This is a genomic window from Sphingomonas natans, assembly GCF_030546695.1.
In the GTDB taxonomy this organism is placed as follows: domain Bacteria; phylum Pseudomonadota; class Alphaproteobacteria; order Sphingomonadales; family Sphingomonadaceae; genus Sphingomonas_I; species Sphingomonas_I natans.
Genome location: NZ_JAUOTP010000007.1, coordinates 1 through 13,265 on the forward strand (window position 1 = coordinate 1; position 13,265 = coordinate 13,265).

Here is a 13,265-nt window from a genome sequence, read left to right on the forward strand (position 1 = left end):
GGCGAGCGCGCCGCGGTCGCCGAGGCGCGCGCGACGGCGGCGGAGACGCGCGCGGCCGAACTGCCGCCGCTGCGCCTGATGATCGAGGCTTTGCGCGACGAGCGCGATGCGGCGCAGCGCGAGCTGGCGGGCGCGCGGATCGTCGCCGATCGGGTGCAGGCGCTGGAGGCCGCGCTGGTGGCCGAGCAGGCGCGCGCCGGTGCGCTGGCGGCGGAGAAGGCCGCGTTCCAGCGCGGCGAGGCCGAGCGCGCGCAGGCGCATGCCGCGCAGCTCGATCAATTGAGGACGATGGGCGCGCAGATCGACACGCGCTTCCAGGAGCTGGCGGGCAAGGCGCTGGAGGGCGCGCAGAAGCAGTTCCTCGAGCGCGCCGACCAGCGCTTCGCGCAGGCGGGCGAGAAGAGCGAGGCGCAGCTGAAGGCTTTGCTCCAGCCGGTCGAGACGACGCTCAAGCAATATGACGTGAAACTGGGCGAGATCGAGAAAGCGCGGATCGGGACCTATGCGGCGCTCGACAAGGCGATCACCGATCTGACGCAGGGCAACGAGGTCGTCCGCAAGGAAACCGCGCGGCTGACCAACGTCATGCGCTCCAGCCCCAAGCATCGCGGCCGCTGGGGCGAGCAGCATCTGCAGACGATCCTCGAATCGGCGGGGCTCGTCGAGAATGTCGATTTCGAGCTGCAGGCCGCAGCCCATGACGGCGAGCGCCAGCTGCGCCCCGATTGCGTCGTCAAACTGCCGGGCGGGCGCTGCATCGTCGTCGACGTCAAATGCCCGCTCGTCCATTTCGAGGCGGCGTTCGACGAGGAGGACGAGGGCATCCGCAAGGTGCTGCTCGGCAAGCATGCCGATGCGATGCGGACATATTCGGCCGATCTCGGGCGCAAGGGCTATTGGCGGCAATTCGATCTCTCGCCCGATTTCGTGATCATGTTCATCCCCGGCGAGCATTTCCTCTCCGCCGCCGCCGAGCGCGCGCCCGAGCTGATCGAGCAGGCGTTCCGATCGGGCGTCATCATTGCGTCGACGATCAACATGCTCGCTTTGGCCAAGGTTATGGCGGGCATATGGCGCGAGGAGGCGGTGACGCGGCAGGCCGAGGAGATCGGCCGGCTCGGCAAGGATCTCTACGCGCGGCTCGCCAAGATGGGCGAGCATGTCCAGAAGCTGGGGCGCAATCTCAACCAAGCGACGGGCGCGTACAACGATTTCGTCGGATCGCTGGAGAGCCAGGTGCTGACTCAGGCGCGGCGCTTCGAGGCGCTCAAGATCGATACGGCGGGCAAGACGATCGATCCGCTGCCGATGGTGGAGCAGACGGTGCGCCCTTTGACCAAGCTCGCGACGACGCCGGAGTTGCCGGCCGAGGCGGCGGAGTAGAGGCGGGCGCTCGACGGGATGTCATGCTGAACTTGTTTCAGCATCCATGACCCGTGGTCGCCGTGGGGCGCGGCGGTGATGACGGGCCAAGGATCCTGAAACGAGTTCAGGATGACGGTGGAGGGGGGCGGGGCGAAACGGTCAGGTCTGGCCGCTCCTTGCAGGCATCGCGTCGCCGGGCAGCGCCCCTCGCAATGACGCGCCAATCACCGCATGATCCCAAGATGGACCTGACGCCCCACAAGCTTCCGCCCGTGCCGCACGGCCTGCCCGGCCTGCCGCGGTCGCTGGGCGTCGCCGGGGTGCTGTTCCTGACATTGTCGGCGACGACGCCGGCGTCTTCGGTGTTCGTGATCGTGCCGGGGATGCTGCGCGCGGCCGGCTCAGGCGCGCTGATCGCGCTCGCGCTCGCGGCGCTGGTCTGCGTCGCGACGGCGTTCATCTATGCCGAACTGTCCTCGGCCTGGCCGATCGCGGGCGGCGAATATGTGATGGTCGCGCGGACTTTGGGGCCGATGGCGGGGTTCGTCGTGCTCGGCGTCAATGTCGTCAACAATCTGATCTTCACCCCCGTCGTGGCGCTGGGGATCAGCGACGTGCTCGCGCGCGTGATTCCGGGGCTGCCGCAGACGCCGGTCGCGCTCGGGCTCGTCGCGCTGGCGACCGCGAGCGGGCTGCTCAACATCCGCACCAACGCGCTTGTCACGGGCGTCTTCCTCGTCGTCGAGCTGGCGGCGCTGGCGGCGCTCTGCTGGGCGGGGCTGGTCGCGCCGGTCCACGATCCGGTCGCGCTCTTCCTGCACCCGCAGATACCGGGCGGATCGGGCCTCGTCGCGGCGACGCCCGCGGCGATCGGCACGGCGACGACGATCGCGATCTTCGCGCTCAACGGCTATGGCATGGCGGTCTATTTCGGCGAGGACATGAAGGATGCCTCGCGCCGGATCGGCGGCGTGGTGCTCGCCGCGCTCGGGTTGACGCTGGCTACCGAGATATTGCCCGTCGTCGCCGCGATCGTCGGCGCGCCCGATCTCGCCGGCTTCTTCACCGGCGAGGATCCGTTCGGGGCGCTCGTCGCGCAGCGCGGCGGTGTGGCGTTGGGGCGCTGGGTCGCGGCCGGCGTCGCCATCGCGATCGTCAATGCCGCGATCGTCTCGATCCTCGCCTTCGCGCGCTTCTTCTACTCGACCGCACGCGACGGCGTGTGGGGCGGGCGGCTGGATATCCGCCTGCAGGCGATCCATCCGCGGCTCGGAAGTCCGTGGGTCGCGACGCTCGCGATCGGCGGGGTGAGCCTTGCCTGCTGCTTCGTGCCGCTCGATCTGCTGCTCGTGCTGAGCGGCGCGGGGCTGGTGCTGACCTATGCGGCGATCGCGCTGGCGGCGCTCGTCGGGCGGCGGACGGGCGCGACCGCGCACGCCGCCTATCGCATGCCGCTGTTCCCGCTAGCGCCGATCGTGACGCTGGGGGCGCTGGCCTATGTCGTCTGGACGAGCTGGCTCGATCCGGCGGAGGGACGGCCCGGGCTGATCGCGACCGGCGTGCAGATCCTCGCGTCGATCGCCTATTATCTCCTCGTCGTCCGCCGGCGCGGCAGCTGGATCACGCGCGATCCGGCCGGGTGAACCCGGAATTCAGTCAGCCTCTATTCAAGCGGGTTGGATTTTCTGCGCGCCAGCCATTTTTCGCATTCTTTCTTGAGCGCGCTCGTGCATTGCAGCGCTGCAATCTTACGACGGTTGGGGCAATCAAAGGGGCTGCCCTGCAGAAGCAGGCCCCGGGTTCGAAGGTGAGCGATGACGGAAGAGTGGGACGAGCCGGTGACGCGATCGCCGCATGCGCGGCGCAACGCGATGATCGTGGTGATCGTCCTGATCGTGATCGCGGGGCTGGCCTGGGCGTTCACGCGCGGCGGCAGCGCCAAGCCGGGCGCGGGGCGTAGCGCCGGCGCGGCGGGCGGCGGCGGTCCCGGCGGCCCGGGCGGACCCGGCGGCGGCGGTGGCCGGCGCCAGGCGGCGACGGTCGGCACCGACAAGGTCGTAGCGGCCGACATGCCCGAGACGATCGCCGCGATCGGCACGGTCACCCCGATCGTGACCGCGACCGTGCGGCCCCAGCTTTCGGGCAACATCTTCACGATCAACTTCACCGAGGGGCAGGTCGTCCGCCAGGGTCAGCTGCTCGCGCAGATCGATCCGCGCCCCTATCGGCTCGCGCTCGCGCAGGCCGACGCCAATCTCCAGCGTGACCTCGCCCAGCTCAATCTCGCGCGCGTCACGCTCAAGCGCTACCAGACCCTGCTGTCGCAGGATTCGATCGCGCGGCAGGAGGTCGACACGCAGGCCGCCAGCCTCAAGCAATATGAGGGCACCGTCGCGGCGGATCGCGCGGCGATCGGCACGGCCAAGCTCAACCTCCAATATACGTCGATCACCGCGCCGGTCTCGGGGCGGATCGGCCTGCGCCAGGCCGATATCGGCAATTATGTGACGCCGGGCGACGCCAACGGCATCGGCATCATCACCCAGACCGCGCCGCTCGACGTCGCCTTCGCGCTGCCGCAGGCGGATCTCCAGCGGCTGCTGATGAAGGGCGGCGCGAGCATGGCGCTGCCGGTGACCGCGAAGGACCAGGCCGGCACGACGACCTTGGCCGAAGGCAAGTTCCTGACCTTCGACAACCAGATCGATGCGACCACGGGCACCGTCCGCGCCAAGGCGCGCTTCGCCAATCCCGACGGGCGGCTCTTCCCCAACCAGTTCGTCAATGTCGTGATCGTCGCGAACACGCTGCGCCAGGTCGCGACCGTGCCCGTCTCGGCGGTGCGCCACGGCGCGCAGGGCGATTTCGTCTTCACGCTGCAGGCGGACAAGACCGCCAAGCTCGCGCTCGTGAAGACCGGCCCCGCCAATGGCGCGCGGATCGCGGTCCTCTCGGGCGTGAAGGTCGGCGAGACGGTGATCACCGAGGGCGCGGACAGCCTCGACGACGGATCGCCGGTGATCCTGCCGACCGACAAGCGCCCCGAGCGGCCGGCCCGGAAGAAGGGCTTCTTCGCGAGCCTGTTCGGCGGCGGATCGAGCGCGGCGAGCGACGGCGGCCAGGGCAATCGGAGCGGCGAGGGCGGCGAACGCCGCAAGCGCCGCCAGAGCGCCGGCGAGTGATCGGCGGAACGGACGCGGCATGAACGCACCGGTGCCCATCGAGCAGGAGGAGGTCAGCGCGATCGGCCCCGGCCGGCTGAACCCCTCGCGGCCGTTCATCCTGCGCCCGGTCGCGACGACGTTGCTGATGATCGCGATCCTGCTCGCGGGGCTCGTCGCCTATCGCATGCTGCCCGTCTCGGCGCTGCCGCAGGTCGATTATCCGACGATCCAGGTGCGCACGCTCTATCCCGGCGCGAGCCCCGACGTGATGAGCCTGACCGTGACCGCGCCGCTGGAGCGCCAGTTCGGGCAGATGGCGGGCCTGTCGCGCATGTCGTCCATCTCCAGCGCGGGCGCCTCGGTCGTCACGCTCCAGTTCAATCTCGATCTGACGCTGGATGTCGCCGAGCAGGAAGTGCAGGCGGCGATCAACGCGGCGAACACTTTGCTGCCGTCGGACCTGCCCGCGCCGCCGGTCTATGCGAAGGTCAACCCGGCCGACGCGCCCGTCATCAGCCTCGGCATCACGAGCCAGACGCGGCCGCTCGCCGAGGTCCAGAATCTCGTCGATCAGCGCATCGCCAACAAGATCGCGCAGATTTCGGGCGTGGGCCTCGTCTCGCTTTCGGGCGGGCAGCGGCCGGCGGTGCGGATCCAGGCGAACGTCCAGTCGCTCGCGACGCGCGGCCTCTCGCTCGACACGTTGCGCACCGCGATCGCGGCGGCCAACGTCAACGGCGCCAAGGGCAGTTTCGACGGGCCGACGCGCAGCTGGTCGATCGACGCGAACGACCAGCTCGCCACCGCGCAGGAATATAAGGACCTGATCATCGCTTATTCGGGCGGTGCGCCCGTGCGGCTGAGCGATGTCGCGAGCGTCATCGACGGATCGGAGAATATCCGGATCGGCGCGTGGATGAACAAGCAGCCCGCGATCGTGCTCGACGTGCAGCGCCAGCCCGGCGCCAACGTCATCGGCACGGTCGATGCGATCAAGGCGGCGCTGCCCGATCTCGAGGCGACGATGCCCGCCGACGTGCATGTGACCCTGCTGACGGATCGGACGACGGGGATCCGCTCCTCGGTCCACGACGTGCAGGTCGAGCTGGTCTTCGCGGTCGTGCTGGTGACGATCGCGATCTATCTGTTCCTCGGCAGTTTCCAGGCGACGATCATCGCCTCGATCGCGGTGCCGCTGTCGATCATCGGCACGTTCGCGGCGATGCATCTGCTCGGCTACAGCCTCAACAACCTGACGCTGATGGCGCTGACGATCGCATCGGGCTTCGTCGTCGACGATGCGATCGTCGTCACCGAGAATATCGCGCGCCATCTGGAGGAGGGCAAGAAGCCGCTCGCCGCGGCGCTGCAGGGTGCCGAGGAGATCGGCTTCACGATCATCAGCCTGACCGTCAGCCTCGTCGCGGTGCTGATCCCCCTGCTGTTCATGGGCGACGTCGTCGGGCGGCTGTTCCGCGAATTCGCGGTGACGCTGGCGGTGACGATCCTGATCTCGGCGGTCGTCGCGCTCACGCTCGTGCCGATGCTGTCGGCGCGCTGGCTGAAGAGCGAGGCGGAGACGAAGAAGCCGCATTTCGTCGAGAGGACGATCCAGTGGTTCGACGATCTCAGCCACCATTATGCGCGCTGGCTGGATTGGGTGCTGCTGCGGCAGGGCATGACCCTGCTCGTCTTCTTCGGCTCGCTGATCGTGACGGCGTTGCTGTTCGTGATGATCCCCAAGGGCCTGTTCCCGGTGCAGGATACGGGCCAGCTGCAGGCGGTGATCGCGACGCGGCAGGGCGTGTCCTTCGCCGCCATGTCGGAGCTGCAGGGCAAGATCGCGGCGGCGATCCTCGCCGATCCGGACGTGGAGAGCCTGAGTTCCAATGTCGGCGTCGACGGGCAGAATGCAGCGCTCAATCAGGGCCGGATGCTGATCAACCTGAAGGAAGCGCGCACCACCAACCAGACGCGGCTGATGCGGCGGTTGCAGGATCGCGCCAACGAGCTGGCCGGGGTCACGCTCTATGTGCGGCCGGTCCAGGATCTGACGATCGATGCCGAGGGCGGCCCGACCCAATATCGCTTCGCGCTACAGGGCGCGGATTCCGCGCAGATCGAAGGCTGGGCGGACAAATTGCTCGCCGAGCTGCAGACCCTGCCCGAACTCGTCAACATCACCTCGGACATCCAGAATGACGGCCGCGCGGTGACGGTCAAGATCAACCGCGACACCGCCGCGCGGCTCGGCATCTCGGTCGCGACGATCGACAGTGCGCTCTACAATGCGTTCGGCCAGCGCATCATCTCGACGATCTTCACGCAGACCACGCAATATCGCGTGATCCTCGAGAGCCAGCCGGGCATGCTCAGCAGCCCGCAGATGCTCAACCAGCTCTATGTCTCGACATCGAGCGGGACGGCGGTGCCGCTGTCGACCGTCGCGACGTTCGTCGAAGGCTCGGCGCCGCTGCAGGTGACGCGCGTCGCGCAATTCCCGGCGGTGACGGTCGGCTTCGATCTCGCGCACGGATCGAGCCTCGGCCATGCGGTCGATGCGATCAACGCCGCCGAGAAGCGCATCGGCGTGCCCGAAGCCTCGATCACGACGACCTTCCTCGGCGCGGCCAATGCGTTCCGCGCGAGCCTGGAAAACGAGATCTGGCTGATCCTCGCCGCGATCGTCGTCGTCTATATCGTGCTCGGCGTGCTCTATGAGAGCTTCGTCCACCCGCTGACGATCCTGTCGACCCTGCCCTCGGCGGGCGTCGGCGCGCTGCTGGCCTTGTGGATCACGGGCAATGATCTCGGCGTGATCGGGATCATCGGCATCGTCCTGCTGATCGGCATCGTGAAGAAGAACGCGATCATGATGATCGATTTCGCGCTCGAGGCGCAGCGCGAGGAGGGGCGCGATCCCGATACGGCGATCCGCCAGGCGGCGCGGCTGCGCTTCCGCCCGATCATGATGACGACCTTCGCGGCCTTGTTCGCGGCGCTGCCTTTGATCTTCGGATCGGGGATGGGCGCGGAACTGCGCCAGCCTTTGGGCCTCGCCATCGCCGGCGGGCTGATCGTCAGCCAGGCGCTGACTTTGTTCACGACGCCGGTGATCTTCCTCCAGTTCGAGACGCTGTCGCGGCGCTGGGGGAAGCAGGAGCAGCAGCGCGAACTGCCGCTGGAGGCGGCGTCCTCATGATCCTCCCCTGCAAGGGGAGGTGGCACGCCGAAGGCGTGACGGAGGGGGGCCGCAATCCGCGTTGCGCCTTGCCGCACCCCCCCACCACCATCCTTCGGATGGTCGCCCTCCCCGTGCCGGGGCGGAACTGACTGCCATGAATCTTTCCGCTCCCTTCATTCGCCGGCCGATCGGGACTTTGCTGCTGACCGTCGGCATGATGCTGGCGGGCGTCGCGGCGTTCTTCGCGATGCCCGTCTCGCCGCTGCCGCAGGTCGATTTCCCGACCATCTCGGTCCAGGCGAACCTGTCCGGCGCGAGCCCGCAGACGATGGCGACGAGCGTCGCCTCGCCGCTGGAGAAAAGGCTCGGTACGATCGCGGGCATCACCGAGCTGACATCGCAATCGGGGATCGGCTCCGCGCGCGTGACGCTGCAATTCGATCTGTCGCGCAATATCGATGGTGCCGCGCGCGACGTGCAGGCGGCGATCAACGCCGCGCGCGCCGATCTGCCGACGACGCTCCGGACCAATCCCAGCTATCGCAAGATGAACCCGGCCGACGCGCCGATCATCATCATCGCGCTGACCTCGGACACGCGCAGCCCGTCCGAAATCTACAATGCGGTGTCGAACGTCGTCCAGCAGCGGCTGCTGCAGGTGCAGGGCGTGGGCGATGTCGAGCTCGGCGGCGCGGCGCTGCCGGGCGTGCGCGTCGACATGAATCCGCTCGCGCTGGCGCGCTACGGCATCTCGCTCGAGGACGTGCGCACCGCCATCTCGTCGGCGAGCGCGAACCGTCCGCGCGGCGTGCTGGAGGGGCAGGGCAATGCCTGGCAGATCTATGGCGAGACCGCGGGGCTGAAGGCGAGCGATTATGCGCCGATGGTCATCGCCTGGCGCAGCGGCATCGCCGTGCGGCTGAGCGACGTCGCGCGCGTCTATGACGGGCCCGAGGACATCAACACGATGGGCCTTTTCAACGGCAAGCGCGCCGTGAACGTGATCATCAGCCGCCAGCCGGGCGCGAACATCATCGCCACCGTCGATGCGGTGAAGGCGCAGCTGCCGAGCCTGTCCGCGGCGATCCCGCCCGACATCAAGCTGGAGGTCGCCTCCGACCGGACGACGACGATCCGCGCCTCGCTGCGCGAAGTCGAGATCACGCTCGTCATCTCGACGCTGCTGGTGGTGCTCGTCGTCTCGATCTTCCTGCGCTCGCTGCGCGCGACGATCGTGCCCGCGGTCGCGGTCGTCGCCTCGCTGTGCGGGACCCTGGGCGTCATCTATCTGCTCGGCTTCAGCCTCAACAATCTCTCGCTGATGGCGCTGACCGTGGCGACGGGCTTCGTCGTCGACGATGCGATCGTCGTGCTCGAGAATATCAGCCGCCACATGGAGGAGGGCATGCCGCGCCGGCAGGCGGCGCTCGTCGGCGCCAAGCAGGTCGGCTTCACCGTGCTGTCCATCTCGATCAGCCTCGTCGCGGTGTTCATCCCCCTGCTGTTCATGAGCGGGCTGATCGGGCGGCTGTTCCGCGAATTCGCGATCACGATGACGGTGGCGGTGCTGATCAGCCTCGTCATCTCGCTGACGACGACGCCGATGCTCGCCTCGATCATCCTGCGCGATCATAGCGTCGAGGGGAAGAAGGAGGGGCGCCTCGCCGCCTTCGCCGAGCGCCAGTTCAACCGGCTCCAGCGCCGCTACGAACGCTCGCTCGACTGGGCGCTCGCCAATCGCGGGGCGATGCTGCTGCTGCTCGGCGGCGCGGTCGCGCTCAACATCTTCCTGCTGATCATCGTCCAGAAGGGCTTCTTCCCCGAACAGGATACGGGGTCTTTGATGGGCGGGCTGCGCGCCGATCGCGCCATCTCCTTCCAGGACATGCAGAAGAAGCTGACCTCGATCGTGACGCTGATCCGCAAGGACAAGGACGTCGCCACCGTCGTCGCCTTCACCGGCGGCAGCCGCGCGGGCGGCGGCTTCATGTTCGTGACGCTCAAGCCGCAGAGCCAGCGCGACAGCTCGCGCGCGGTGATCGATCGGATCCGGCCCAAGCTTGCGAAGATCACGGGCGTCTCCACCTTCCTGATGCCCGTGCAGGACATGCGCGTCGGCGGGCGCGGCGGCAATTCGACCTACCAATATTCGCTGAAGGCCGACGATACCGAGATGCTGCGCCAGGCCGCGGCCAAGCTGGTCGTCGCGATGAAGAAGGAGCGCAGCCTCACCGACGTCGATAGCGATCGCGCGGACGGCGGCGCGGAGGTCTATGTGAAGGTGGATCGCGATGCCGCACGGCGACTGGGGGTCAGCGCCCAGGCGGTCGACAATGCGCTCTACGATGCGTTCGGCCAGCGGCAGGTCGCGACCATCTATTCGGGGCTCAACCAATATCATGTCGTGATGGGCGTCGCGCCCGAATATACGGGCACGCCCGCGGCGCTGGACGACGTCTATGTGCCGGCGAGCGGCACCACGGCGACGACGGCGACGAGCGGTACGGGCGCGACGACGATCACCGGCGGCGCGGGGACGACCGGCACCTCCACCACGACGGGCGTGACGACCGCTTCGACCACCGCATCGGCGACCGCGACGGGGACGACCTCGGGCGTGACCGGATCGACTCCGGTCTCGACGACCGGCCAGCGCGACACGACGACGGGCTCGGCGGTCAATACGCGCGCGGCGACGATGATGCCGCTGTCCAGCATCGCCAGCTGGTCGACCGGATCGACCGATTCGCAGATCAACCATGACAGCGGCGCGCCCGCGACGACCATCTCGTTCGCGACCGCGACGGGCACGTCGCTCGGCGAGGCTTCACAGACGATCGCGCAGCTCCAACGCGACCTGAAGCTCCCCGTCGGCGTCGTCGGCAGCTTCGCGGGCACCGCCAAGGTCTTCCAGCAATCGACCGCGTCGATGCCGGTGCTGATCGTCTCGGCTTTGCTCGTGATCTACATCGTGCTCGGCATCCTCTACGAAAGCGCGATCCACCCGCTGACCGTGCTCTCCACCTTGCCCTCGGCCGGGATCGGCGCGGTCATCGCGCTGATGATCACCGGCGCCGCCTTCGATCTCATCGGCCTGATCGGGCTCATCCTGCTCATCGGCATCGTCAAGAAGAACGCCATCATGATCATCGATTTCGCGCTCGATGCCGAGCGCACCCGCGGCCTCTCACCGATGCAGGCGATCCGCGAGGCCAGCCTGCTGCGCTTCCGCCCGATCCTGATGACGACACTCGCCGCCGCCTTCGGCGCGCTGCCGCTCGCGATCGGCTTCGGCGAGGGCGCCGAGCTGCGCCGCCCCCTTGGCATCGCGATCATGGGCGGGTTGCTCGCGAGTCAGTTCCTCACATTGCTGACGACGCCGGTCGTCTATCTCGCGCTCGACAAGTTCCGCAGGCGATCCCCGCGCGAACGCATGCTCGGGCGCCTTGGTTCGGAAGGGTTGCCGGCATGAGTCGACGCATGAGTTTCCTCCCCGGCACGGGGAGGATCATGAGCGCCACCCTGATCCTCGCCCTCTCGAGCTGCAGCATGGCGCCGGCCTACAAGCCGCCGGCGATGGCGAGCACGGCGAGCTTCAAGGAAGCGCCGGGCTGGCAGCCGGCGCGGCCCGCCGACGATGTCGCCAAGGGCGAGTGGTGGAAATTGTTCGCCGATCCCGTGCTCGACGGGCTCGAAGCAAAGGTCGCGGCCAGCAACCAGAATGTCGCCGCCTTCGCGGCGGCCTATGCGCAGGCGCGCGCCGCGGTGCGCGAGACGCGCGCCTCGCTCTTCCCGAGCGTCGATCTGTCGGCGGGCGGAACGCGCGCGGGCACGTTCGGCAACGGCACGACGACGATCATCGGCAGCAACGGTACCACCTCCAGCAGCGGCTCGGGCAGCCGGCGCTACTCGGTCAATCTCGGCGCGACGTGGGAGCCGGACGTGTTCGGGCGGATTTCTTCGGGCCTGCGGCAGCAGAAGGCGCTGGCGCAGGCGAGCGAGGGCGATCTGCTCAATGCGACGCTCGCCGCGCAGGGCGAGCTTGCCTCCAATTACGTCCAGCTGCGCGGGCTCGATCAGCAGAAGATCGTCTATCAGGAGACGATCGCCGCCTATGAGCGCGCGCTCAAGATCACGAGCAACCGCTACGATCAGGGCCAGGTCGCACGCGTCGACGTGCTGCAGGCGCAGACCCAGCTCGCCAATGCGCGCGCGACCTCGGCCGATATCGATCGCCAGCGCGCCGCCTTCGAACATGCGATCGCGGTACTCATCGGCGAATCGCCGTCGAGCTTCGCGCTGCCGGCCGCGCCGTGGAGCCGGGCGGTGCCCGACGTGCCCGGCATCCTCCCCGGCACGGTGCTGGAGCGGCGCCCCGACATCGCCGCGGCCGAGCGGCGCGTGGCGGCGGCCAATCAGGGGATCGGCGTCGAGCGCGCCGCCTTCTTCCCGACTTTCGGCCTCACCGGCGACATCGGCACGCAGACGAGCCGGCTGGGATCCTTGTTCACCGCGGCGAGCAGCATCTGGTCGCTCGGCGTGACGAGCGCGCTGACCCTGCTCGATTTCGGCGCGCGATCGGCGCGCGTCGCGCAGGCGCGCGCTTCGTTCGATCAGGCCGCCGCCAATTATCGCCAGACGACGCTGACCGCCGTCCAGCAGGTGGAGGACGAGCTCGCCGCGACGCGCGTGCTGCGCACCGTCGCCGAGCAGCGCAGCGCCGCCGCGACCGCCGCCAACCGCGTCGAGCAGCTCACCCAGAACCAGTATCTGTCGGGGCTGATCGTCTATACCGACGTGATCACCGCGCAGGCGACCGCGCTCAACGCGCGCCAGCAGGCGATCCAGGCGACGGTCGACCGGCAGGTCTCGGCGATCACGCTCGTCCAGGCGATCGGCGGAGCATGGCCGACCCCGGCACCGTGAGCCGGCGCGCGGGCCTCGCGTTGGCGGCAGGGATCCTGTTGCTGCTGTTCGCGCTGGATGCGTGGTGGGCGCTGAGCGGAGCGAGCGACAGGATCGATCATTTCGCGCTCGTCTGGCTGCGCGATCCGGGCGACGCGCGGACGCTCAGGGTGCCGGCGTGGACGCTGCAGGTCGCGATCGCGATCACCAGCATCGGCGCCGCCCCGATCCGCGCCCCGGCGGCGGTCGCGGGCGTCGTCTGGCTGTTCGTCGCCAAGCGTCGGCGCGAGGCGATCGCCCTGTTCGTCGCGGTCGCGAGCGCGGCAATCGCGCTGCCGCTGACCAAGATCGGCTTCGCGCGGGCGCGGCCCGATCTGATCTGGCAGCTCGTGACCGAGAAGAAAGCGAGCTTCCCGAGCGGCCATGCGTTCGGGGCGGCGGTGACCTTTCCTCTGCTCGGGCTGCTCGCGGGCCGATCCTTCTGGATGTGGGCGGGGATCGTGCTCGCCTTCGCGATCGGCCTGAGCCGGGTCTTCCTCGGTGTGCATTGGCTGAGCGACGTGCTCGGCGGGTGGCTGCTGGGTGGGGCGTGGGTGTGTGCGACGGTCGCGGTGCTGGCGAGGCGCTAAGGTCCTCCCCATTGCAGA

At 68.6% G+C, this 13,265-nt stretch carries 7 protein-coding genes; all 7 read left to right on the plus strand.

The window, feature by feature from the left end:
- Positions 1 to 1,383 (plus strand): DNA recombination protein RmuC (locus Q4F19_RS14660; protein ID WP_303543804.1); only part of this gene is annotated, 1,383 nt, incomplete at its 5' end.
- 224 nt (positions 1,384 to 1,607) lie between these two features.
- A complete protein-coding gene (locus tag Q4F19_RS14665; RefSeq protein ID WP_303543806.1) occupies positions 1,608 to 3,008 on the plus strand; it encodes an APC family permease in 1,401 nt (466 codons plus the stop codon).
- 171 nt (positions 3,009 to 3,179) lie between these two features.
- Positions 3,180 to 4,547: an efflux RND transporter periplasmic adaptor subunit gene (locus Q4F19_RS14670; RefSeq protein ID WP_303543809.1), complete on the plus strand. Its 1,368-nt coding sequence runs from the start codon at positions 3,180 to 3,182 to the stop codon at positions 4,545 to 4,547.
- 19 nt (positions 4,548 to 4,566) lie between these two features.
- Positions 4,567 to 7,731: an efflux RND transporter permease subunit gene (locus Q4F19_RS14675; RefSeq protein WP_303543811.1), complete on the plus strand. Its 3,165-nt coding sequence runs from the start codon at positions 4,567 to 4,569 to the stop codon at positions 7,729 to 7,731.
- 136 nt (positions 7,732 to 7,867) lie between these two features.
- Positions 7,868 to 11,185 (plus strand): efflux RND transporter permease subunit, encoded by a 3,318-nt coding sequence (locus Q4F19_RS14680; protein ID WP_303543814.1) that lies wholly within the window; start codon positions 7,868 to 7,870, stop codon positions 11,183 to 11,185.
- A gap of 38 nt (positions 11,186 to 11,223) precedes the next feature.
- Positions 11,224 to 12,639, plus strand: a complete 1,416-nt coding sequence (locus Q4F19_RS14685) for an efflux transporter outer membrane subunit (protein ID WP_303543816.1) — start codon at positions 11,224 to 11,226, stop codon at positions 12,637 to 12,639.
- Positions 12,618 to 13,247, plus strand: a complete 630-nt coding sequence (locus tag Q4F19_RS14690; RefSeq protein ID WP_303543819.1) for a phosphatase PAP2 family protein — start codon at positions 12,618 to 12,620, stop codon at positions 13,245 to 13,247. Before Q4F19_RS14685 ends, Q4F19_RS14690 begins: the two co-directional genes overlap by 22 nt.
- Positions 13,248 to 13,265 lie beyond the last annotated feature (18 nt).